This window comes from Streptomyces sp. DH-12 (genome assembly GCF_002899455.1).
Lineage (GTDB): Bacteria > Actinomycetota > Actinomycetes > Streptomycetales > Streptomycetaceae > Streptomyces.
In genome coordinates, this window is record NZ_PPFB01000001.1 from 3,389,741 (window position 1) to 3,411,856 (window position 22,116).

General features: G+C 68.6%; 22 protein-coding genes. 10 read left to right on the forward strand and 12 right to left on the reverse strand.

The window, feature by feature from the left end; genetic code table 11:
• Nucleotides 1-28: 28 nt before the first annotated feature.
• From C1708_RS13990 to C1708_RS14035, 10 genes are all read right to left on the reverse strand, one after another.
• Complete coding sequence (locus C1708_RS13990; protein WP_198602496.1) at nucleotides 29-250, reverse strand: hypothetical protein; 222 nt, start codon at nucleotides 248-250, stop codon at nucleotides 29-31.
• Between the two features lie 64 nt (nucleotides 251-314).
• Complete coding sequence (locus tag C1708_RS13995) at nucleotides 315-776, reverse strand: Tad domain-containing protein (RefSeq protein WP_106416294.1); 462 nt, start codon at nucleotides 774-776, stop codon at nucleotides 315-317.
• Nucleotides 777-808: 32 nt separating this feature from the next.
• Nucleotides 809-1,255 (reverse strand): TadE/TadG family type IV pilus assembly protein, encoded by a 447-nt coding sequence (locus C1708_RS14000; protein WP_106412988.1) that lies wholly within the window; start codon nucleotides 1,253-1,255, stop codon nucleotides 809-811.
• Entirely contained in the window at nucleotides 1,255-1,704 is a 450-nt protein-coding gene (locus C1708_RS14005; RefSeq protein WP_106412989.1) for a TadE family protein, read from the reverse strand. The genes C1708_RS14000 and C1708_RS14005 overlap by 1 nt, the downstream gene beginning before the upstream one ends.
• A 29-nt stretch (nucleotides 1,705-1,733) precedes the next feature.
• Complete coding sequence (locus C1708_RS14010) at nucleotides 1,734-1,985, reverse strand: hypothetical protein (protein ID WP_106412990.1); 252 nt, start codon at nucleotides 1,983-1,985, stop codon at nucleotides 1,734-1,736.
• An 85-nt stretch (nucleotides 1,986-2,070) separates the two neighbouring features.
• The gene (locus C1708_RS14015; RefSeq protein WP_106416295.1) at nucleotides 2,071-2,982 is read right to left on the reverse strand and encodes a type II secretion system F family protein; all 912 of its coding nucleotides are present in this window, start codon (nucleotides 2,980-2,982) and stop codon (nucleotides 2,071-2,073) included.
• Nucleotides 2,983-2,996: 14 nt separating this feature from the next.
• On the reverse strand, nucleotides 2,997-3,953 hold the full coding sequence (locus C1708_RS14020; protein ID WP_106416296.1) for a type II secretion system F family protein: 957 nt from the start codon (nucleotides 3,951-3,953) through the stop codon (nucleotides 2,997-2,999).
• 124 nt (nucleotides 3,954-4,077) lie between these two features.
• Nucleotides 4,078-5,385, reverse strand: a complete 1,308-nt coding sequence (locus tag C1708_RS14025) for a TadA family conjugal transfer-associated ATPase (RefSeq protein WP_106412991.1) — start codon at nucleotides 5,383-5,385, stop codon at nucleotides 4,078-4,080.
• Entirely contained in the window at nucleotides 5,382-6,248 is an 867-nt protein-coding gene (locus C1708_RS14030) for a hypothetical protein (protein WP_106412992.1), read from the reverse strand. Before C1708_RS14030 ends, C1708_RS14025 begins: the two co-directional genes overlap by 4 nt.
• Before the next feature lie 17 nt (nucleotides 6,249-6,265).
• Entirely contained in the window at nucleotides 6,266-6,994 is a 729-nt protein-coding gene (locus tag C1708_RS14035) for a hypothetical protein (RefSeq protein WP_106412993.1), read from the reverse strand.
• Between the two features lie 523 nt (nucleotides 6,995-7,517).
• Here C1708_RS14035 and C1708_RS14040 point away from each other — a divergent pair.
• From C1708_RS14040 to C1708_RS14075, 8 genes are all read left to right on the forward strand, one after another.
• Entirely contained in the window at nucleotides 7,518-8,393 is an 876-nt protein-coding gene (locus tag C1708_RS14040; protein ID WP_241911248.1) for a hypothetical protein, read from the forward strand.
• A 747-nt stretch (nucleotides 8,394-9,140) separates the two neighbouring features.
• Nucleotides 9,141-9,815: a hypothetical protein gene (locus C1708_RS14045; protein ID WP_106412995.1), complete on the forward strand. Its 675-nt coding sequence runs from the start codon at nucleotides 9,141-9,143 to the stop codon at nucleotides 9,813-9,815.
• A complete protein-coding gene (locus C1708_RS14050) occupies nucleotides 9,803-10,846 on the forward strand; it encodes a hypothetical protein (RefSeq protein WP_106412996.1) in 1,044 nt (347 codons plus the stop codon). Before C1708_RS14045 ends, C1708_RS14050 begins: the two co-directional genes overlap by 13 nt.
• A gap of 89 nt (nucleotides 10,847-10,935) precedes the next feature.
• Nucleotides 10,936-11,223 carry a hypothetical protein gene (locus C1708_RS14055; protein ID WP_106412997.1) on the forward strand — a complete coding sequence of 96 codons (288 nt, stop codon included), beginning with the start codon at nucleotides 10,936-10,938 and terminating at the stop codon, nucleotides 11,221-11,223.
• 129 nt (nucleotides 11,224-11,352) lie between these two features.
• A complete protein-coding gene (locus C1708_RS14060; RefSeq protein WP_241911249.1) occupies nucleotides 11,353-12,603 on the forward strand; it encodes a hypothetical protein in 1,251 nt (416 codons plus the stop codon).
• A 13-nt stretch (nucleotides 12,604-12,616) separates the two neighbouring features.
• Nucleotides 12,617-13,027: a hypothetical protein gene (locus C1708_RS14065; RefSeq protein ID WP_106412999.1), complete on the forward strand. Its 411-nt coding sequence runs from the start codon at nucleotides 12,617-12,619 to the stop codon at nucleotides 13,025-13,027.
• Nucleotides 13,017-13,685 (forward strand): hypothetical protein, encoded by a 669-nt coding sequence (locus C1708_RS14070; protein ID WP_106413000.1) that lies wholly within the window; start codon nucleotides 13,017-13,019, stop codon nucleotides 13,683-13,685. The genes C1708_RS14065 and C1708_RS14070 overlap by 11 nt, the downstream gene beginning before the upstream one ends.
• Nucleotides 13,682-14,299 carry a hypothetical protein gene (locus C1708_RS14075; protein WP_106413001.1) on the forward strand — a complete coding sequence of 206 codons (618 nt, stop codon included), beginning with the start codon at nucleotides 13,682-13,684 and terminating at the stop codon, nucleotides 14,297-14,299. The genes C1708_RS14070 and C1708_RS14075 overlap by 4 nt, the downstream gene beginning before the upstream one ends.
• 862 nt (nucleotides 14,300-15,161) lie before the next feature.
• Here the strand turns inward: C1708_RS14075 and C1708_RS14080 are convergent.
• Nucleotides 15,162-15,461 carry a WXG100 family type VII secretion target gene (locus C1708_RS14080; RefSeq protein WP_006133193.1) on the reverse strand — a complete coding sequence of 100 codons (300 nt, stop codon included), beginning with the start codon at nucleotides 15,459-15,461 and terminating at the stop codon, nucleotides 15,162-15,164.
• 327 nt (nucleotides 15,462-15,788) lie between these two features.
• Here C1708_RS14080 and C1708_RS14085 point away from each other — a divergent pair, with 327 nt between their 5' ends.
• Entirely contained in the window at nucleotides 15,789-20,492 is a 4,704-nt protein-coding gene (locus C1708_RS14085) for an FtsK/SpoIIIE domain-containing protein (RefSeq protein ID WP_106413002.1), read from the forward strand.
• Between the two features lie 183 nt (nucleotides 20,493-20,675).
• Here C1708_RS14085 and C1708_RS14090 read toward each other — a convergent pair whose 3' ends face one another.
• Entirely contained in the window at nucleotides 20,676-21,524 is an 849-nt protein-coding gene (locus tag C1708_RS14090) for a menaquinone biosynthetic enzyme MqnA/MqnD family protein (RefSeq protein WP_106413003.1), read from the reverse strand.
• A gap of 296 nt (nucleotides 21,525-21,820) precedes the next feature.
• Here C1708_RS14090 and C1708_RS14100 point away from each other — a divergent pair, with 296 nt between their 5' ends.
• A complete protein-coding gene (locus tag C1708_RS14100) occupies nucleotides 21,821-22,024 on the forward strand; it encodes a cold-shock protein (RefSeq protein ID WP_006133199.1) in 204 nt (67 codons plus the stop codon).
• Nucleotides 22,025-22,116: the final 92 nt, after the last annotated feature.

Sequence of the window (22,116 nt, forward strand, 5' to 3'; positions counted from 1 at the left end):
TTTCCGGCACCGGCCCCGCGTCGCCGGCTCAGTACAGCGACGCATGCAGGTGGCCGTCCACCGAGACGCCCCGCGCGGAGAGCGGGACGAGCAGGCGGGCATTGCCCTCCTCCCCGTCGCGTGCGTACCGCTCGACGAGCTGCTCCGCCTGGTACCCGGCCCAGGAGGGCAGGTCGAGCGTGCCGGTCACCGGGAACGGCACGCAGTCCTCCGAGCACTCCAGGCCCAGCGTCGACAGGCCGTCGGTCATCGGCGGGTTCACTCCGTCCGGGTCAGCGAGGAGGCGATGGCGTCGGACAGCCCGGGGCACGGCGTCAGCCGACCTCGTTCTCCGCAATCGCCTGACCGCGCACCACCACGTCGCCGCCGTAGAACATCCCCGTGAACACGGGCGAGTACGTGAGCTGGACCTCGACCTCGACCGCGTCGACCGTCGCCGTCACGCAGTGGGTGGCGGCGATGTCCGGGCCGGACATGTCCATCTCGCGGGCGAAGGCCTTCACCCGGGCGTCACAGTTCTCGTAGTTGATGGGGGCGGGGCCGCCCTCGTTGTCGTAGAGGGCCTCGCGGTCGATGTCCTGGGCGGCGTAGCGGGCCGCCTGTTCCGCGATGTCCGCCGCGCGCTCCCGCTTGGAGATCGACATGCCGCCGTCGATGACGAACGCCGCCAGCGACAGGAACACCAGCGCGAAGATGATCACCGCCCCGGCGCCCGAACCGCGGTCGTCCAGCCGCCCGGCGCGGTCCGCGCACCAGGCGCGGACGCGTGCGCGCAGGTCCGGGAGGCCGCCCTCGGATACACGTGCCGTCACGCCGTCCTCCGGTACGGGTCGAGCGGCGAGCTGAAGCTCGAGGTCAGCGTCGTCGGGATGTCCAGGCCCAGCATGGCGAGACCGCGCACCTCGCAGCTCACCCGGACGCTGAACAGGGTGTCCGGCTCGAAGCCCTGGCTGGTCTGGACGACCGTCACCGGGCCCGAGCAGATGTCCTGGAGGTTCGCCTCCGCCGCCGCCCGCGCCTCGGCCATCGCCGTGGCGTGGTCCTTCTGGATCGACCCCGCACGGGCCGCGTCCCGCGCCGCACCATCCAACGCGCCCCGGCCGTCGACCAATTGGCCGAACGCCACCAGGACGAGGATGAACAGGATCATCACGGGGGCGAGAATGACGACCTCGACGGTGGACAGACCCCGGTCGGCGGCGTCCTGCCGCCCCGCTCGCCACCGTCCGCCGAGAACGGAGACGGAACGGCGCATCAGTTCTCCCCCTCCTGCACGAACCGCTCCACCGGCCCCACCGACTGCGCGTGCACCGTCAGGTCCAGGCCCGGGAACACCGTCGGGATACGGGCCGTGATCTCCACGCCGACCGTGTTCTGCTCCGGCTGGAGCATCTTCACGTCCGGGGCGATGACCAACTGCGGGCCCAGCTGCCGGATGTAGCTGTCCACCACGTCCCGTGCCTCGCCCCGCCAGGCGCCCGGCTCGGCGTCCGCCGTGGCCCGCGCCTTGCGCGCGCCCGCCTGCGCCGCCGCCTGGGCGACATGATCCGCGAAGAAGTACAGCGCGAACTGCACCGTCGCGAAGATCATGAAGAACAGGACGGGCGTGAGGAACACGAACTCGATCGCGGTCATGCCGGAATCGCCGCGGGCGGAGGCGGCCTCCACCCGTCGGCGTACCCAGCCGCGTACGCGCACCGGCATCCCCGTGGACGTCGAGAAGGTACGTGCGGTCAGCAGGTCTTGCCCGCGTCCGCGCCCTTGATGCAGTCGCCGACCTTGTTGGCTCCCTCGCTGAGCGCGGCGTTGATGATCGCGGCCACCACGCCCACGATCGCCACGACGACGGCCGAGATGATGACCCACTCGACCGCGGAGGCGCCGCGGTCCAGCTCGCCGGAGCGCGCCCGCTCGACACGGGCCCGCAGGAAGGTGACCAGGAAATCGACGGCGGGGACGCCGGTGTGGAAGGTACGTCCGTTCATGACGCGTTGTCCTCTCGAATTCGGTTCACGGAAGCTCTGACGTACGGCGCGCGGTCCGCGGTTCGCGGCGCACTCGTCCGGTCTCTCACACCTGGAACACCCGCATCGCCGCCGGAAAGATCAGGAACACCAGGAACCCCGCGCACAGCAGCAGCTGCGCCACGAGCATCGACTGGGACTTCTCACCCGCGCTGCCCTCGATCTCGGCGAGTTCGCGGTGGCGCATGGTCTCGGCGCGCGAGGCGAGGGACTCCCGCACCTTCGCGCCGTCGTCCGCGACCAGCGCCAGCGAGGCGGAGAGGTCCTTGAGCTCCTCCACACCCAGCTCCTCGCCGAGCTGACCCAGCGCCTGCCACTGGCTGACACCGGTGATCCGGGCGTCGGCGAGGGCGTTGCGGATCCGCTGCGTGGCCCAGCCGTCGGACACCTCGGCCGCCGCCATCAGCGCCTCCGGCAGACCCCGGCCGCCGGCCAGGCTCATCGACACCAGGTCCAGGTACGCGCCGATCACCCGGCGCAGGTCGCGCCGCTTCTCGGCGGCGTCCCGGCGCACCTCCAGGTCGGGCAGCACGAAGAACAGCACCGCGCACAGCAGCGCCAGCCACACCGGGATCACCGGGCTGCTGCCGAAGCCGAGCTGCCAGACGATGGCGAACAGGAACGGCCCGAAGAACAGACCCGCCACCGCCAGCAGCACCTTGGTCGCCAGGAACTTCTCCCAGCTGCGCTCCAGCACGGCGAGGTCGGCACGCAGCGACCGCTGCTCCCAGCCCTGCTGCCGGTAGACCTCGGCGACCTTCTCGCCCACCTGGGCGCGCAGCGCGGCGAAGCGGCCGGAATCCGTGTCCGCGGGCCGTGCCGACTCGTACGCCGTGCCGCGGGCCCGCATCGCGTCGATCCGGGCGACCTGGGAGAGGGCGCTGCGCTTGGCGGGCATCAGCGCGCGGACCAGGACGTAGACGCCCAGTCCGACGACCGCGCCGACGACCACCGGCATCGTCAGTCCGTCGTTCACCGGCGTACCCCCTCCTCCGGCTGGAACGGCGACTGCTGCGCGGACGCGGCGCCCGGGGTGCGGGGACGCACCAGGCGCACCGACGACTCGTCGCGCACCAGGAAGCGTTCGGGCGTCTCGATGGTGGACAGCTTGCGCAGCCACCAGAAGCCGAGCGCGAACAGCCCGCACACGCAGGCGAGGACGACCTGACCGACGGCCGTGCCGTACGGCTCCACGAAGTCCCGGTTGAAGATGGACAGTCCGAGCACGAACGCGATCGACACGGCGACCACGATCTGCACCGAGCGGCGCGTGGACGCGCGCTGCGCCATCACGCGCTGCCGCATGTCGACCTCCTCGCGCGCCGACTTGGCGAGCGCGCCGAGCACCTGCCGCAGACCGGGGCCGCGCAGGCGGGCGTTGAGGATGAGGGCGGCGACGATGATGTCGGCGGAGGCGTCGTCGATCTCGTCGGCGAGCTGCTGCAGCGCCTCGGGCAGCGGGGTGCGGGCGCGCAGCCGGTCGACCAGCGCGTCGAGGTGAGGGCGCAGCACGGGCGCGGCGGCCCGCGCGGACGCCGGGATGGCCTGCTCCAGACCGACCGCGCCGGCGATGGTGTCGCGCAGCGACTCCGTCCACGAGGCGAGCGCCTCCACGCGGCGCATCGCGGCCCGCTCCTCGGAGGCGCCGCCGAAGAGGCGGTCCCAGAAGAAGACGAGGACGGCGGAGGCGACACCGGCGACGGCCCAGCGGGTCATCAGCAGCGCGGCGAGGCCGACGAGCACGGCCAGCGAACCGCGCCGCCCGGCGAACCGCATCAGCTCGCCCGCCCGCTCGCTCGCCTTCTGCTTCTCGTGCTCGGGCTTCGCGGGCAGACCGCGCACGGCGACGAGGAGCAGCGCGAGACCGCCGCCGACGGCGACACCGCAGCCGAGCGCGTACAGCACGGTGGTGGAGAACAGTCCGCCCATGGTGCCGACCGAGCCGAGCGCGGCCAGGTCGGCGGTGGCGGGCACGGGGGCGGTCAGGGGCGTGGTCACGGACGCGGTCAAGGGGGTGCTCACGGAGGCGGTCACGTGCTCGGGCGTCATCGGCTCACCCCCACGTTCCGCTGGGCCGGTAGCCGTGGGCCATCAGATCCTCCAGGCAGGCTATGGGGGCGTGCGGGACCACCCGGCCGTCGGGCGTCTCGGCGAACACCTCGCTGGACAGCACCCGCCCGTCCACGCCGTTGACCTCGCGCACCGAGGTGACCATGCGCTGGAGGCGGCCGCCGCTCTGGTAGCCGTTGCGCCGCTGGATGAAGACGACGAAGTTCACCGCGCCGGCGATGAGCATCTGGCTGGCCTCGATCGGCAGCCGCTCGGTGGCCTGGAGGGCGTAGGTGGAGATGCGGTTGAACACCTCGCTGGAGCTGTTGGCGTGGATCGTGGACAGCGAGCCGTCGTTGCCCTGGGACATCGCGTTCAGCATGGTCACGATCTCGTCGCCGAGGACCTCGCCGACGATGACCCGGGAGGGGTTCATACGCAGCGACCGGCGCACCAGCTCCGCCATGGAAATGGCGCCCTGCCCCTCGGAGTTGGGCAGCCGCTCCTCGAACGCCACCACGTTGGGGTGCAGATCGGGGAACGTGTCGAGGCCGAGTTCCAGCGCGCGTTCCACGGTGATCAGACGCTCGTGCGGGGGGATCTCGTTGGCGAGGGCGCGCAGCAGGGTCGTCTTGCCGGCGTTGGTGGCGCCCGCGATCATGATGTTCTTGCGGGCGCGGACCGCACAGGCGAGGAAGTGCCCCAGCTCGGGGGTGAGGGTGCCGTTGCCGACCAGGTCGGAGATGAACACCTTGCCCATGCGGGCCCGGCGGATGGACAGCGCGGGCCGGCGGGCCACGTCCATGACGGCCGACAGACGCGAACCGTCCGGCAGCCGCAGGTCGAGCTGCGGGTTGGCGGAGTCGAAGGGCCGGGACGACAGACCGGAGTAGGCGCCCAGCACCTGGATCAGCTCGATGAGCTCCTCGTCGGTCTCGGCGACCGGCTCGCCGCGCACCTCGCGCCCGTCGGCGTAGCCGACGAACACCTGGTCGCAGCCGTTGATGTCGATGTTCTCGACCTCGGGGTCGTCGAGCAGCGGCTGGAGCCGCCCCACCCCGAACAGCGCCGCGTGCACCGCGGCCGCGTACTGCTCCTCGGTCTCCGCGTCCAGCGGCGTACGGCCCGCGTTGATCTCGGAGCGGGCGTGCTCCTCGAGGATCTGGGCTATGACGGCACGGGCGTACTGCCGCTCGTCCTCGGTGGACATCGGCGTGACGCCGTTGACCTGGTCGAGGCGGCGCTGCTCCGCGATCCGGTCACCGGCCTCCTGGCGGAACCGCTTGACCAGGGAGTGGTCGACAGCGGTCATCGCCCGGCTCCGCGACCCTGGGGCGGCGGGGCGGCGTGCGCCTGCTGGGCCTGGGCCTGGGCGGCCCACGCGGCGCCGTACTGCTGGTACACGTCGGCCGTGACCTTGCGGGCCGAGCGGATCAGCAGCGACTTGTCCAGCCGGCCGCGGCGGCGCCCGGCGAGTTGTTCGGCGCCGGCCGGGTCGTCGGCGAGGGTGCCGACGACCCGGGCGCCGGTCTGCGCGTGCACGAGCATGTCGTTGACCTGGCCGGCCAGTTTGGCCGCGTTGCCCGGGTCGGCGACCAGGACGACGCCGATGACCGGGCTGTTCAGGGTGGCGGCGCCGCGTGATCCGCCGTGCAGCTTGCCGGCCAGCGCGGCCGCCCGGTCCCGCACGCGGGCCAGCGCCTCGGGCTCGGTGCGCGAGATCAGCAGAACGAGGGAGGCGTGCGGGAACAGCTCGGCGGCCGGGGTGTCACCGCTGATGCGCCCGCAGTCGGCGATGACGTCGGCGGGCGCGTTGGGCGAGTCGGCGAGGGCGGCGAAGGCGTGGCCGAGCGTGGGCCACAACCCGGCGAGTCCGGCGGCCTGCTCGGCGATGCCGAGCCCGACGAGCACTTCCAGTCCGCCGCTCAACGGCTGCACGTGGTCCCAGAGCTGATCGGGCACGAGGCCGCGCCGCGCGGTGGCGGCGATGGACAGCATGCCGGTGTTGGGGTTGAGCGGGCCGCCGTGCGCGGCGGCGCTGCGGTACACGAGGTCACCGCCCGCCGGGTCGGTCTCGGCGAGCAGCACGCGGCGCGGCCAGACCGCCGCGAGGGCGACGGCCGCGGTGGTGACGCCGGGGGAACCCTTGTCGGCGGCGAGGGCGATGAGGGCCATGGGTCGGGTGCCGCCTTCTAGTTGCCAGGGACGAGGACGAGCGCCACCTCGCCGTTGGTGGCGGCCTGGGTGAGCGCCGCGGCCTGCGCGTCGTCGACGAGGAGCGTCACGGGGAGGTTGGTGCTGCTGACGAGGTCGTCGCCCTTGGTGTTCTGGACGTAGTCCACGACCGCCTTGTCCACGATCACGGAGTCACCGCCGGAGGAGCCGGCCGACCCGCCGTCGGCGTCGTCACTCGACCCGGACCGGGAGGTCCCGCCGACGCGGTAGGCGGCCACGGTGGCACCGGACTTGAGGCCGGCGGGGTACTGCCCCTCCTTCAGGGACAGACCGACGAGGGCCTTGCCCTCGGGCACCTTGGCCTCCTCGCCGAACATCTCACCGACGGCGACCACGCCGCCGGGGATGGTGGTGACGGCCTTCAGCTTCTTCAGGGCGTCGAGCTGGGACCACTTCACGTAGTTGATGCCCGGGTCCTCGGCGACCATCACCGAGGTGGTGTTGCTGTCGTTGACCGCCTGCCCGGCCGGGATCTCCTCGGTGATCTTGACGACCTCGATGCGGTCACCCGCCTGCAGCACGAGCATGGTGGCGCCGAGCGCGCCCACCAGGATCAGCAGCACGGCCAGCGCGGCGAGGGCGGGCTTGCGCTCGCGGGGCGGAGTGGGAAGCCGCTCACCGACCGACGGCCCGGCCGGAGCCGCGGAACGACCCGCGCCCGCCCCCGTACGCTCCTGGATCTTCACGCAGCCGCTCCCCGTACACCCAAGATGATGTCTGCCAAGTTCCTCTGAAAAGCGGACACTTCACCAGCGTCCGCTCGCGCGCAGACATGCGGGACGTGCGGGACGCACCCACCCCGATCCGGGCAGATAGCCAACGCGTACGTGAGTGTCAAGCCATCGCACCGTATCAGCCGGGCATACGGCCCTCAAGACAAGTACATCCTCACCCGCCTCGGCCCGCTCACCGTTACTCATCTGCAATTTCATGCTTCAACAACCCAGTTGGGATCGGCCGCGGGACACCACTTCCGCTGTGCGGGCGCGAAGCTTCAACTCCCGCTTCCGGCCGCTCTTCGCGTCCACTCTCTCACCCGCCACACACGCCTCCCTCACCAACCGCTCACGAGGGCGTCGGAGGCGCGTGCCATCATCGTGCCCCGGCTCGGTGACCATTCGGTCGCCCAGGGCGACGGGCATCACGCCGATCCCGGCGCCGAGGGACGTCACCGAGCACGCGACGAGCAAGCATGCGGGGGAATCCACGGTGGCGGAAGCACGAACGGTGACACCGCCGCTCGGCGGCGCCGCGTTTGCGGCGGACTCACGCCTGTTGGAGGGGGTCCGTGCCGTCGGCGCGCGTACCGGGGTCGACTACACGGACGACGAGGCGGTGAGCGAACTGCTCGCGCGGCACCGGCGTGCCGTCGACCGGGCATCCCGCGGGCCCGCCGGATGGATCGGCGGTCTCGCCCTGGCGGCGGGCATGCTCTGGCCGTTCATCGGCCACACCGCCCCCGCGACGGCCGGCAAGCCACTGCTCGCCTACGCCCCCGCGGGTCCGCTGCTGGTCCTGGCCGTCACATGCCTCACGCTGGCCCACCTCCGCTGGAAGCGTGCTTTGACGCACAAGGAACTGGCGGGCTACCGCGAGGTGCTGGGCCTCGCCCGGGCCTACGGCATCAAACCGGCCCATGTGCCCGCGTGGCTGGAGGGACGCCGGGAGGACGGGGGCGGCAAGGGCGCCGCGCCGATAACGAGGTACGCACCGGCGGAACGGCCCGCCGAAGGCACCGGCACACCTTCGAAGGTGTCGCCTCCGCCGAAACCGGCCGCGGTGTCGGAGTACGAGCGCGTCGCCGACCAGGGCGGCTGGCACGACGAGGTGGGCTGGCTGCTGCTGTTCGTCGGCGGGATCGGCGCCGCGGTGGCGGTCAGTTCGGGCGAACCCCTCGGTCTCGCCGCGCTGGCGCTCGTGCCCCTCGCCGTCGTCGTCTGGGTCGCGGGCCACCGCCAGGGAAGCCGGAAGGCGGGCCTGCGGCCGGAGGCGGAGGCGTACGCCCGAGCAGTTGTGGCGGCCCGGGCGGCGGGAGTGGAGACTTCGGATCTTTCGCCTCAGCTGCGGGCGCTGCTCGACGACTGAAACTCTTATCCGTGCAGAGGCTTTGAGGAGTCCTTTGGTGAGCCGTTCCGCCGCGGCCATGGCCGTCGTCGCGCCGTCCGAGCGGCCGGCCCGGCTGATGGTCGCCTGCGCCGAGGTGAGGGGCTCCTCACTTCAGGAACACGATGACGAGGTCGCCCTGCACGAGTCTTCATCGGCGTTGGCCGCCGACAGGTTGGCCTGTACGCCGCAGGTGCCTGAGACGACTCAACTGCCACTGAGCGAGCAGGAGGCAGCCATCGCACGGGCCTTGACCCCCGAACCCCAGGGTCCGACAGGTAGCCACCACGCTCACGTTCCCCCCACGTCGTCGCCGCAGCAGGGGACGATCGGCTTAACGCCGACGACGTCACCCCACAGCGTGTCCCGTACGCGCCACGCCCAGTTCGTCCGCGCGGGTGACGTTGTCAGCGACTGCGAGGACGCAGACCGCGAAGCTGAAGTGACACACCGCTCTGGTACACCCAGCCCAGCGCACTTCCGGCGCTCTTCGCACTGGCATCGAGGACCGAGCAGCGGGGCCGTTGGGTGGCGTGGCACACAGTGCGGTTTCCGAGGAACGATTCAACTGACGTGACCTGCATGTTTCGAAGATACTTCCGATCACTCCCGTTCAGCCCCACGTGCCGTGATCGCCCCCTTCGCGGGCCTCTTCGCCCTGGCGAAACCGGAAACGACACCGATACCGTCTCTGCTCTCGACTGCACTTCTGTCTCACGGGGAGTCACTGTGAAGCGCCGATCTTTGCCCGTTGCTGTCGCGCTTGCGGCAACAGCAGCCCTGCTGCTGACGGCCTGCAGCGGCGGGGAGGACAGCTCAAATGACAGCGACAAGATCGCGGGTGCCGACAGCGGTGGCACCGCGCCGTCGACGTCGCCCACCGCATCAAAGAACGTTTCGGACATCAAGCGCCCGAAGCTGACCTTCCCCTCGGACTTCAGGATGGTGTTCGATCGCGCCGAGCCGTCCGACGCCAAACAGGCAGCGGCGCTCCATGACGCGGAGAACTTCGTGCGTGCCATCAACTACGGCATCGTCCAACAAGACGCAGAGCACTCGGCGTACAAGTTCTACTCCACACCCGGCGGCAGCGCTCAGGCGTATGCGAAAAAGCAGATCCAACAGTACGTCGACGGCGGCTGGACCATCACCGGTGTCCAGCGCTATACGCGGGCCAAGGTGGAGATGGCGGGTGATGGTAGCCGCGCCTCGGTTTCCTTCTGCGACGACGACTCGAAGTTCTACGGCAAAGAGGTCAAGACCCAGAGGGTCCTCAAGACTGAGCCCAGCGACAAGGACTACTACTTCTTCGAAATCGTCATGCAGGCATCCAAGGAGGCCAAGGGCCTGTGGACCGCTGAAACCATCGAGGTTCAGAAGGAGGCCACACAGTGCAAAGCGTAGCCCTCCGCAGCGTGTGCACAGTTGGCCTCGCAACCACCCTCCTCCTGACAGCCTCCCACAGTGCGTTCGCCGGCGGCCCCGTCGACAAGGGCACGGACACCGGCGCCGGCCTCGAGGGCGACAACCTCTACGCCAGGGCCACAGCTATCTCGTACGACACCTCGAAGAACGGCTCCGGCCCCCACGTCGGGTCCGTAACGGTCGCAGGTGCCTCCTGGTCACCCCCGGCATGCTGGCTGGCGCCCAAGTGGACCGCAAAACAGTTCGCCAAGGAAACTGAGGCCGGCTACAAGAAGGTCTCCAACGACCCCCAACAGGCTCCTCACGCGAGAAAGGGATCGTACGAGTTCCGCCAGATGTATAAGGACGGAAAGTACAAGAACTACAACCTCGACAAGCAGGACGAGGGAATGTGGTGGGGCCCAGTGGAAAACCCGAACGCTCCCATTCTCGAGCGTACCGCCTGCAATTCAACGCTTCCCTTCTGGGCCGAAAACGGCGATACACCGGACATCAAGAACGCCATCACTCCTGAAACCCTTGCGGGCCTGGCGTATGAACAGATCAAGGTCCCCGGAACCGAGGTGACGCTCGCTCCCGAGGCTGTGACCAAGGTCAACCTCCCCACATGGGCTTGGCTGGACAAGGGTGAGTTCCAACCCGTGTCAGTCACTGCTTCGCTTAACACACCCGGTCTCGACATCCAGGCAACCACCACGGCCGAACCGGTCTCCCTCAAACTGGCCCCAGGCACAGAAGATGCCGAGCTCTACCCCTCCTCCGGGGAGTGCCGGATCAACGGCGACGGCTCTATCGGAGAGCCATACGCCAAGGGTAAGGCCGACCGGACACCGCCCTGTGGTCTCAGATATCTACGGTCATCCGGCGACAGCACCTTCAAATTGCAGGCGACGATCACCTGGAAGATCACTTGGGCGGGAACCGGCGGCACGGGCGGCGACCTACCCGACGGCACCTTCGGCAACGATCAGGCAGTCACCGTTCAGGAGATCCAAGCAGTCAACCGTTGACCTGCAGAATGAACCTGCCTGCACTTTGACCGACCACCCTACGCCTTTGCGTAGCTCCGACACTCACCTCGACAACCCGGATGCCTCATATGTCCGACTTGACTGTCGACCTTGCACTTCTGAAGAAGTCGGCAAGGCAACTCAAGGAAATTCAAAAGGAATTCAGCGATCTCGGCGAGTGGAAAGGTGAGATCACTTCTGCAGTCGGGGCCACTGAACTCAAGAGCGCCATGACGGACTTCATTGACAATTGGGACGACAACAGAAAGCGTCTACTTGAGTCTCTGGAGAACGTCGGAAAAATGGTTGAAGCGACACGCGACGCCTTCCAGGGACTAGAGGACGAGTTGACCAAGGCTGGCAAGAAAAAGAAGTAACAAATTAATCCGCATACGTCACACCTTCCCTGAGGGGCCAATATGGCAAGGCCTACGGACTGGCATCCACTACGCGAAAGCGACCCAGTACCTGGCGATCCGACTGAGATCCGCGAACAGGTCAAGCACATGAAGAAGATCGCCGAGTATTTGCGCACTCAGGCGGAGGCGCTCACCGCCATGGCGGATGCCGACAACCTGAAAGGCAAATATGCTGACGAACTAGCCGAAAACGCCCGCGGGCTGGGGCGCAAACTCGATCTAGCAGAAGATCGATATCGCGAGGTGAAGGGGCACCTCTCCCACTGGGCTGACGAGCTGGAGGATTTTCAGAAGAGGGCGGACAAGGCACTCCGTGACGCACAGGAAGCCCAGCGGACCATCGAAAGCCGCTCCAAGAGCGACGATCATTCATCCGATGATGACAAGAAGGAGGAGGAAAAGAACGGTTCGGACGAAGATCCGGTCCTCAAACAGGCCAAGGAAGACCTAGAGGAGGCCCGTAAACGCCTCAACTCAGCAGAGGGAAGTTACGAGGAGCGCTCCGGCCACTTCGCCCGCAAAATTAGATCGTCCATCGATGACGACATGAAGGACAGCTGGTGGAACAACGTCAAGGGCTGGGTGGCTGACGCAGACTGGCTAGGAGACATCGCTGACTGGGCCAGTTGGGCCGCAACCATTGTCGGAGCCGTGGCCATATTCTTCCCAGCCTTGGGTGTGATTGCACTTGCCCTCACGGCCGTTGTAGCGGCTATCCACATCGCGCAGGCTGTCACCGGAAACGGGTCTTGGTTCGATGTGGTGATGGACCTCGGTGCACTGAAATTGGCGCGTAACGGGATGAAAGCAGCGAAGGCCATCAAGGCCTTGCAGCAGAACTCGCGCAAGGCGGCAGCAGGTCTTGCCAAAGAAAAATCTACCGCGCAGGCCGCGCAGGCCAACGCAGGGGCTCGGAAGACTGCAGCCAAGGCGGAGAGAAAGCGCGGCGGTGGTACGTCACGGAGAAACCGCGAGACCGCCCGAGCCAGACGGCTGCGCCTAGAGGCCGAGAACCGCGCTGCTGGGAAGCGTGCCGCCGACGAAGTGCGCGATGCCGAAATGCCGCAGGTTACCGCGAGCGACAAGGCGAGATCCATCGGGGATGAGAACCTTGCCAAACAGATCAAAGATATCAACAAGTGGCGTGACACGTACCCGAGCAGCCCCGAACTCGCCTCCAACGCTAGCCAAGCTCAACGCCACGCAGACGTGGTCCGGGGCTCATGGACGGTTTCCACTGTATTGGACGTGGGGGACAAGGGAGCGGACTCCATGACTGATGATGGTTACAGCAGAATGAAGGATCGCATGACCGCACCCGTAGGGTCCCAGTGGTGAAGGAGTCCGATCGATGACGGAACCTCGTCAGACCAAAGCAGATGACCAGAAAGTTCCTCTTCTCTCCTACTGCGTCGCGGGAGTGAAGGTGGTCTTCCTCCTGGCCGTTTTCCGAGTGCTGGCCGGCCCCTTCACCGAGGACATCTTCGGCGAGGAATTGCTTCCCATGCCTACCTGGGAATGGTTGGTGGTCACTGCCACACCGGTTATTCTCCTTTGGCTGGCGCGGCGCCCGGCCGACTGGGCGACACTGTCTAATGAGCGGATGTTCCTCAGGAGCGCGCTGGCGTTCTACCTCCTCTACGCACTGGCGTCCGCCCTGTTGCAAGGTGAATGGATCCTTTGGCTAGGGGTGGTCGCAAGCCTGGGTGGGCTGTCAGGAGTTCACTATCTCAATCATAGGGAGTCCGCGCATGGACGCTGAGCAGACGGCGGCGGCGGATGAGAGCAGTAAGCCCGCGACAGGTTATCGCCTTTTGCTGCCTTCCCAGTGGGCTCAAGTACCCCTGCGACAGGGCACGGAAGAAGCTGTCGGAAGCATCCTGAAGGACTTGTTTTCACGCATCCCGGAACATCTTCCCCCGGACAAAATCGGACCCTACAAGAGGGAAATATCGGCACGCTTTCGAAGCTCTGTCGCTCAGGCTCAGCAGAAAAACGGACTCGACCTATACGTTCCCGTGAAGCCTGTGGGTGATCAAAAATTCAACCTTGGCGCGTCAATCCTTGTGACGGAAACTACCCTACCGGAGCGCGAACCGGGAGCATCGTTTGCGGATCCCACCGACCTGGTGGTGCAGTTGCTGTCTCGGAAGGGGTCGAACGCTGATCTCAGTTCTGGAGAGGTCGACGGGGCAGTCGCCGTCCGGCGAGAGTTCGTGGCGGAGGCAGATCCCAACCACGGCGTAGGGGTCGCCTCGCGCCGGGTCGAGTACATCGCATCCGTTCCCGGAAACCCTGCCCGGTGGTTTGTGGCCGCCTTCTCGACGGTCGGAGGAGGGAACCCGAGAGATGAACTGGCAGAGGTTCTCGTCGAATGGTTCGATGCAGTTATGGCAACCTTTCGCTGGAGGTTCGAATGAGCGGTATTTTCTGGCCAATCATCGACATCGAATACGTCGACTCCTATTCCTGGGTAATCGTCCCCCCACGGTCAGGACCCTCAGCCCCCTTCGAGGAATGGGATGACATCAGATCCTGGTGCTTGGAACAGGCCGAAGGCCTGTGGTCGGAACGAGAGCTCGATCCTGGCCGTAACGGCGTGGAGTTCGTAGGTGAAACTCTGTCTCGTTGCGCCGAAGCCCTATGCCCTCCTGGGTCGGACCATTGGCTGTTTCTACATCTTGACCACCCAACAGATGTCCCGCTCCCGGTTTGCGCAGCAATCGGCCCGGCGAGAGAACCGCGCAACCCCACCCTGCGCGCTCTCACCGAGGCAGACGACCCGAACGCTGTTGAGCCACCTGTGGTGAAGACTTTCCACTCCGAACACCTGGGCGAAGGCATGACGACGTTTCGGTATGTCACCCAGAAAGATTCGCCGCATCTGCTGGCGTGTGTTCGATATGCATGGCAAGTCACTGAACACGAGGCGGACGTAGTTGTCTGGACAGCCACCGAAGACGTTGCCAGAGTCATGCACGCTGCTGCTGACCTGGAAGAACTGGCGCGCTCACTCGCCATCTTCATTCCCTGATGTAGGTCATTGGGCGATTCACGAGATCCGGATGAGCTTTCTCTCTGTGGCATCGTCCCGATAAGGAGAGGACATCCCAGATGCAGGCACAAAGTGCTGCCAGCATCGACGCCCGAGCCAGCAAGGGCGCTGACAAAGACGATCTCTGCTGCCAGGAGCATCCGTGCCCAGTCCACTGCCTTGAGCGGAGCATCTTCACCGGGTGCAAGGTTCAGCACGCGGCACTGGTCAAGCAGATTTTCAGCGTCCGCGAACGTCGGCGCGATGCCGTCCACGGCCTTTTACATCTCCTCGGTCAGTCCGGGCACCGACCAGGTCGCCAACAGCAACACCACGACATGCAAACCGGTCGGCAGGACCCCGTACGTGACAGTCTCCAACAGGCCCCCTGGAGCCGTACCCGAGGCTCCGCTCATCGCCAGGTCTGACGGATGCGTATGGCCGCACCAACCCGCAGTTCCGTGCGTGTGACCTTCGGCCCTCCGTGCTCGTTCGCGGAAATCTCGCCACAGTGTCCTCCGGTCCGGCTCGTGGCCCGCTGCCCGGCCCCGTTCACACAGCGCCACCGCGGTGCTCTTCGCCCAGCTCTTCACGTCGTCCGACGGTTCCAGTGGCAGGGGAACCCAGTCGGTCGGAACGACGGTCCCGCACGTACGGATGTCACTCACCGCTGTTGCGTCGCACCCGCCAGCGTGATCGACGTCGCGCCCGGGACTCGGAACTCCGCTTGATGCGTCCGATGTCGGCACTCTGATCCGACAACATGTCCCCCACTGGGTGGTGTCACGGCACGGATCGGTGGGACGGGGAACCCTTGCTCACCCGCCCCACCGCCGATGTGACTCCGCCCAGCGCCCGGAAGTTACTTCCGCGCCGCCTTCGCCAGCTCGTCGTCGATCTGCTCGAACTTGTCGGCCGCCATGGTGAGGTAGTCGCCCATGCCGTCGAGGCCGTCCAGCGTGGTCTTCGCGCCGTTGGTGAACTCGTCGAAGTTCTCGTCGAAGGCCTTCGAGGAGCTCTTGGTGACGTAGCCCGAGTTGACGAGGTTGTTGATGTACTTGCGGAGGCCGTCCAGCTTCTCCTGGAGCTTTTCCTTCTCCTTCACGACATGCTTGGCAGCTTCCCGCATGTCCTGATATGTGATGTCAAGGTCTTTGGCCATGAAGCCGCTTCCCTTCGCAACGCCGCAGGGCCAACCCCCGTGGCTCCCTTGTTCGCGGAACTGCCGGCCTGCCGTCGCGCCCCCTGCGGCTCAGGGGCCGCCCAGGTCCACCGGTGTGTCCGTCCGCTCTTGCGGCAGCAGCTTACGGCGGTGAACTGCGCTGTCACATCCCTACCTTGTGAAGGCAGCGGTCACGGCCGGTGGACGCCGTTGCTGCCGGGAATGCGGCACGCTCCCCGACTGCCTTCCGAGCGGTCCGAGCCGATATCGTCGGCGGGACTGTGCGCCGCGGGGTGGAAGCGGCCGCAGGGCCTGGGGAGGACGAGCGTGCGCCTGACTCTGACCGTCGTCGATCCGTACGGCGGGAACTCCGCCGATGTCGTCCTCGATGCCGATCCCGAGTCGACCGTGGGCGACATCGCACGCGAACTGGCCACGCAGGTCGGGCACGCCGGCGCCCGGGTCGTCCCCATCGGGCACGGGCACCAGGGGCAGGCGCCCGCCGGGACCACGCCGATGGTGTACGTCGACGGGTACGCCGTCGACCCCTCCGCGACCGTCGTCGGCTCCCCCCTGCGCGACGGCGCCGTGGTGTCCCTCCAGGACCCCTCCGGATGCCTGCCCGGTGAGCCCACCGGACTCGTGGAGCTGCGCGTCGTCGGCGGGCCCGCGGCCGGCTTCGTGCACCGGCTCGGCGTCGGCCGCTACGACATCGGCAGCGGCAACGCCTCGTACGTCCGCGTCGACGACCCCGAGGTCGAGGCCCGCGCGCTGACCCTCTCCGTCGCCACCGACGGGACCTGCCAGGTCGTCGTGCACGGCGAGCACGCCGGCGTCACCCTCGACGGCGAGCCCATCGTCGACGTCCAGGAGCGGCGCGACGAGGAGAAGCGCCGCAGCGAGAGGGGTGACGACGCCGACAACGACTCCAAGAAGAAGCGCCGGAAGAAGAAGAAAAAGAAGAAGAAGGACGGCGCCGAAAGCGCCGCCGCCCAGCGTGGCGGGCGGTTCGACTGGCCGCTCGGGGGGCAGATCGCCGTCGGCAACACCCTGCTCGAGCTGGCCCGTTACTCCCCTCCCAACGCCGCCCTGAAGTGGTCCGACGACGGCATCGGGCTCGACTACAACCGGCCGCCCCGGCTCCGTCCGCCCCAGCGGCAGACCAGTTTCCGGCTGCCCTCCAAGCCCCGCGACTACGAGGCCCGGCCCCTGCCCTGGATCATGGCGCTGACGCCGCTGGTCGGGTCGGTCGTCATGGTGGCGATCTTCCAGCGCTGGTACTACCTGATCATGGCGGCGCTCAGCCCCATTCTGCTCTTCGCCAACTACTTCAACGACAAGAAGCACGGCCGCAAGTCCCACGCGAAGCAGGTCAAGGAGTACGAGGAGCAGAAGGCCCGGATCGAGAAGGACGCCCAGGACGCGCTGGTCGCGGAGCGCGACGACCGGCGGCACGCCGTCCCCGACCCGGCGACGGTGCTGTCCCTGGGCACGGGGCCGCGCACCCGGCTGTGGGAGCGGCGCCGCACCGACCGCGACCATCTGCTGCTGCGGTTCGGCACCGGGCGGCTGCCGTCCGAGGTGGTGCTGGACGACCCGGAGCAGGACGACCACCGGCGCCAGGTGACCTGGAAGATCGAGGACGCCCCGGTCGCGCTGGACCTGCGCGGGCTCGGCGTCATCGGCGTCGCGGGTCCCGGCGACTCGGCGCGCGCGCTGGGGCGGTGGGCCGTCGGCCAGACCGCCGCGCTGCACAGCCCGATGGACGTGCAGTTCTACGTGTTGAGCGAGAACTCCGCGCAGGAGTCCTGGGACTGGGTGCGCTGGCTGCCGCACGCCCGTCCCTCCGGCGGCCAGGACGTGAACGTCCTCATAGGCACCGACGCCGAGACGGTCGGCGCCCGCATCGGCGAGCTGACGCAGATCCTCGACGCCCGCAGGAAGGCCGCCGAGCAGAACCGTTCCCAGGGCACGACGTTCAGCGACCCCGACATCGTGGTCGTCTGGGACGGCTCGCGGCGGCTGCGGTCGCTGCCCGGCGTGGTGCGGCTGCTGCGCGAGGGCCCCTCGGTGTCGATGTACGCGATCTGTCTGGACGCCGAGGAGCGGTTCCTGCCCGGCGAGTGCCAGGCGTTCGTCGTCGCCGAGCCGCGTCCCGAGGAGCGCGAGCGGCAGCGGGCCGACCGCGCGGCCCAGCCGGCCGTCGCGGGCGGCTTCCCCTCCTTCCAGGCCTGGCACAGCGACGCCCCCGAGCCGGGCCGTGCCCAGCAGGCGCCCGACAGGCTGCGGCTGCGCGTCGAGGAGGCCGGCGCCGAGCGCATCGCGGACGTACGGCCGGACTTCGTCTCGCCCGCCTGGTGCCTGCGGCTGGCCCGTGCCCTGTCGCCGCTGCGGGACATCAGCGGGGAGACCGAGGACTCGGCGCTTCCCGGGTCCAGCCGGCTGCTGGACGTGCTGCAGCTGGAGCCGCCCACGGGCGACGCGATCGCGGCGCGGTGGCGGACGGGCGGGCAGTCGACGCTCGCGGTGATCGGCGAGTCGTACGACGGGCCGTTCGGCATCGACATGCGCAAGGACGGTCCGCACGGCCTCATCGCCGGTACGACCGGTTCGGGCAAGTCGGAGCTGCTGCAGACGATCGTCGCGGCGCTGGCCGTCGCCAACACCCCCGAGAACATGACGTTCGTCCTCGTGGACTACAAGGGCGGCTCCGCGTTCAAGGACTGCGTCAAACTCCCGCACACCGTCGGCATGGTGACCGACCTCGACGCCCATCTCGTGGAGCGCGCCCTGGAGTCGCTGGGCGCGGAGCTGAAGCGGCGCGAGCACATCCTGGCCGCCGCCGACGCCAAGGACATCGAGGACTACCAGGACCTGGTGCGGCGCGACCCGTCGCACCCGCCGGTGCCGCGGCTGCTCATCGTGATCGACGAGTTCGCCTCGATGGTGCGCGACCTGCCGGACTTCGTCACCGGTCTGGTGAACATCGCCCAGCGAGGCCGTTCCCTCGGCATCCACCTGCTGCTCGCCACCCAGCGGCCGAGCGGTGTCGTCTCCCCCGAAATCCGCGCCAACACCAACCTGCGCATCGCGCTGCGCGTGACGGACGCCGGCGAGTCGACGGACGTCATCGACTCACCCGAGGCCGGGCACATCGCCAAGAGCACCCCGGGCCGCGCCTACGCCCGGCTGGGGCACGCCTCGCTGGTGCCGTTCCAGTCGGGCCGGGTCGGCGGCCGGCGGCCCGGCGCCGCGGACCCGGCCGCCCTCGCGCCCTGGGTGGGTCCGCTGACCTGGGAGGACCTGGGCCGGGCCGCGCTCGCCAAGCCGAAGTCCGAGGCGCGCGAGGACGAGGAGATCACCGACCTGAAGGTGCTGGTCGACGCGGTGCGCGACGCCAACCGCGCACTCGGCATCCCCGCTCAGCACAGCCCGTGGCTGCCCGCCCTGGACGAGACGCTGCTGCTGGACGACATCGAGGTGCCGGCGTACGCGCCCGCGCCGGGCACGCTGCCGCCGGCGCCGTTCGGCGTCGAGGACCTGCCCGCCGACCAGGCCCGCCGTCCGGTCGTCGTGGACTTCTCCACGTTCGGCCACCTGATGATCGGCGGCGCCCCGCGCAGCGGCCGGTCGCAGGTGCTGCGCACCATCGCGGGCTCCCTGGCCCGCACCCACTCCGTGGCCGACGTCCACCTGTACGGCATCGACTGCGGCAACGGCGCGCTCAACGCGCTGACCCGGCTGCCGCACTGCGGCGCGGTGGTCGGCCGCAACCAGACCGAGCGGGTGATCCGGCTGGTCAACCGGCTCAAGGGCGAACTGTCGCGCCGCCAGGACCTGTTGGCGGAGGCGGGCTTCGCGGACATCGGGGAGCAGCGGGCCGCGTCCGCCGAGGACGAGCGGCTGCCGCACATCGTGGTGCTGCTGGACCGCTGGGAGGGCTGGGTGCCCACGCTCGGCGAGATCGACCACGGTTCGCTCACCGACGAGCTGCAGACGATGATGCGGGAGGGCGCGAGCGTCGGCATCCACCTGGTGCTGACCGGTGACCGGACGCTGCTGGTGGGCCGGATCGCGAGCCTCACGGAGGACAAGTACGGTCTGCGGCTCGCCGACCGCAGCGACTTCTCCTCGCTCGGCATCCCCGCCCGCAAGGTGCCGGAGGAGATCCCGCCGGGCCGTGCCTTCCGCAACGAGTCCGGTACGGAGACGCAGTTCGCGCTGCTCGCCGAGGACACCACGGGTCAGGGGCAGGCGGCGGCGCTGACCGCGATCGGTGAGGCGGCGGCCGCGCGGGACGCCGAAGTGCCGCGCACGCGGCGGCCGTTCCGGGTGGACAGCCTGCCGAGCCGGATCTCCTTCCCCGAGGCGTGGGAGTTGCGCGACCCGGAGGCGTCGCGGTCGAAGCTGTTCGGTCTGGCCGGCATCGGCGGCGACGAGATCGTCGGCTTCGGGCCCGATCTCGCCGACGGGGTGCCGGCGTTCGTGATCGCGGGTCCGGCCAAGTCGGGCCGTTCCACGGTGCTGATGAACTTCGCCCAGTCGTTCCTCGCGCAGGGGACGCGGCTGGTGATCGCCGCCCCGCGCCAGTCGCCGCTGCGGCAGCTGGACGGCGCGGAGGGCGTGCTGAAGGTCTTCACGGGCGACGACATCGACGAGGACGAGTTCGAGGAGCTGGTCGACGAGGCGTCCCCGGAGGAGCCGGTCGCCGTGCTGGTCGACGACGGCGAGATCCTCGAGGACTGCGATGCCGAGAGCCAGTTGAAGAAGCTGGTCTCGCGCGGCGCCGAACGCGGGCTCGCCCTCGTCATCGCCGGTGACGAGGAGGACGTGTGCAGCGGCTTCTCCGGCTGGCAGGTCGACGCGAAGAAGGCGCGGCGGGGCATCCTGCTCTCCCCGCAGGAGTCGTCCAGCGGCGACCTCATCGGCGTCCGGCTGTCCCGGGGGATGGTCGGCGGGCAGGTCGCGCCGGGCAAGGGCATGCTGCACCTCGGGGACGGCGAGCTGCGGACGGTCGTCGTCCCGGGCTGAGCGAGGCGCCCGCGCGGACCGGGGGCCCGGCTGCTCGCTCGCGGCCGCATGGCGCCGTCCCTCCCCCGTCGCACCGGTACGCCGTTGCCACCCGGCAGGGTGGCGGCCGGCCCGGCCGGGGGACCCGGACCGGCCGCGCGGCGCCCGGACGGCTGACGGCCGCGCGGGGCGGCCGTCAGCGGGTCACGGCTGCAGCAGCTCCACTCGTACGTCCGCCGGGAACCCCGTCGTCGGCCCCACGCGGCGGGCGAACTCGGCGACCGCCTCCAGCTGCGGGGCGCCGAAGCGGAAGTCGAGGGTGGTGAAGTACTGGGCCAGGGTCTTCTCGTCGAAGGCCTCCCAGCGGGCCGCCTGCTCGGCCACCTTGTCGACCTCTTCCAGGGAGAGGTTGCGGGAGGCGAGGAAGGCCTCGTGCACCTTGCGGGTGAGGACGGGCTCGCGCTCCGCGTACTCCTTGCGGGCCGCCCAGACGGCGAAGACGAACGGCAGGCCCGTCCACTGCTTCCACAGCGCGCCCAGGTCGTGCACCTCGAGGCCGTAGCGGGGGCCGTCGACCATGTTGGCGCGCAGGGCCGCGTCGCCGATCAGGACGGCCGCCTCCGCCTCCTGCATCATCAGGCTCAGGTCGGGCGGGCAGGTGTAGTAGTCGGGCCGCACGCCGTACTTCTCGGCGAGGAGGAGCTGGGCGAGCCGTACGGAGGTGCGGGAGGTCGACCCGAGGGCGACCCGCGCCCCGTCCAGCCGGTCCAGCGGGACCTGCGAGACGATCACGCAGGACATGACCGGGCCGTCGCAGCCGACGGCGATGTCGGGGAAGGCGACGAGCTGGTCCGCGTGCTTGAGGTACTCGACCAGGGTGATGGGCCCGATGTCGAGGTCGCCCTGCACCAGCTGCTCGCTGAGCTTCTCCGGGGTGTCCTTCGTCAGCTCGAGGTCGAGGAGCGTGCCCGTTCTCGCGAGCCCCCAGTACAGGGGCAGGCAGTTCAGGAACTGGATGTGGCCGACGCGCGGCCGGGTGCGAGGATTGTCCACATCGTGAGGCTAGACCTTGCGCCGGGCGGCGCGGCGGTCGCCCCCGTCCGTCCCCGCGCGCGCGTGACGAACGGGGCGTTCAAACATTCGGGTGAAGTGATCTTGGCCTCTATTGCGCTCGGGCCTCCGCGTGCTACGCTCATCGCAAGTTGCAGTTTGGTTTCCCTTGCAGTACAGAGCCTGCGGAGCATGTGACCGCGGGCTCTCGTCGTTCTCAGACGGATGCAGTTGTGCGGAATAGTCTTCACACTTGCTGGTTCTGGAGCAGGGCAACCCTTTGAGCCCAAGGAGGGCTTATGGCTACCGGAACCGTGAAGTGGTTCAACGCCGAAAAGGGCTTCGGATTCATCGCCCAGGAGGGCGGCGGCCCCGACGTCTTCGTCCACTACTCCGCGATCAACGCGACCGGTTTCCGGTCCCTCGAGGAGAACCAGCAGGTCACCTTCGACGTCACGCAGGGCCCGAAGGGCCCGCAGGCGGAGAACGTCACCCCGGCCTGACCCTGATCCTCCGATCCGGGAACGACTAGCAGTACACAAGGAGCCCCACGCCGCGAGGCGAGCGGGGCTCCTGCCTTTTCCCCGGGACGGCG

Excerpts from the sequence above, each read along its gene's own strand:
- C1708_RS13990 (WP_198602496.1), bottom strand. The coding sequence starts at position 250 with ATGACCGACGGCCTGTCGACGCTGGGCCTGGAGTGCTCGGAGGACTGC.
- C1708_RS14000 (WP_106412988.1), bottom strand. The coding sequence starts at position 1,255 with ATGCGCCGTTCCGTCTCCGTTCTCGGCGGACGGTGGCGAGCGGGGCGG.
- C1708_RS14005 (WP_106412989.1), bottom strand. The coding sequence starts at position 1,704 with ATGCCGGTGCGCGTACGCGGCTGGGTACGCCGACGGGTGGAGGCCGCC.
- C1708_RS14010 (WP_106412990.1), bottom strand. The coding sequence starts at position 1,985 with ATGAACGGACGTACCTTCCACACCGGCGTCCCCGCCGTCGATTTCCTG.
- C1708_RS14015 (WP_106416295.1), bottom strand. The coding sequence starts at position 2,982 with ATGCCGGTGGTCGTCGGCGCGGTCGTCGGACTGGGCGTCTACGTCCTG.
- C1708_RS14020 (WP_106416296.1), bottom strand. The coding sequence starts at position 3,953 with ATGGGCGGACTGTTCTCCACCACCGTGCTGTACGCGCTCGGCTGCGGT.
- C1708_RS14025 (WP_106412991.1), bottom strand. The coding sequence starts at position 5,385 with ATGACCGCTGTCGACCACTCCCTGGTCAAGCGGTTCCGCCAGGAGGCC.
- C1708_RS14030 (WP_106412992.1), bottom strand. The coding sequence starts at position 6,248 with ATGGCCCTCATCGCCCTCGCCGCCGACAAGGGTTCCCCCGGCGTCACC.
- C1708_RS14055 (WP_106412997.1), top strand. The coding sequence starts at position 10,936 with ATGTCCGACTTGACTGTCGACCTTGCACTTCTGAAGAAGTCGGCAAGG.
- C1708_RS14060 (WP_241911249.1), top strand. The coding sequence starts at position 11,353 with ATGAAGAAGATCGCCGAGTATTTGCGCACTCAGGCGGAGGCGCTCACC.
- C1708_RS14065 (WP_106412999.1), top strand. The coding sequence starts at position 12,617 with ATGACGGAACCTCGTCAGACCAAAGCAGATGACCAGAAAGTTCCTCTT.
- C1708_RS14070 (WP_106413000.1), top strand. The coding sequence starts at position 13,017 with ATGGACGCTGAGCAGACGGCGGCGGCGGATGAGAGCAGTAAGCCCGCG.
- C1708_RS14075 (WP_106413001.1), top strand. The coding sequence starts at position 13,682 with ATGAGCGGTATTTTCTGGCCAATCATCGACATCGAATACGTCGACTCC.
- C1708_RS14080 (WP_006133193.1), bottom strand. The coding sequence starts at position 15,461 with ATGGCCAAAGACCTTGACATCACATATCAGGACATGCGGGAAGCTGCC.
- C1708_RS14100 (WP_006133199.1), top strand. The coding sequence starts at position 21,821 with ATGGCTACCGGAACCGTGAAGTGGTTCAACGCCGAAAAGGGCTTCGGA.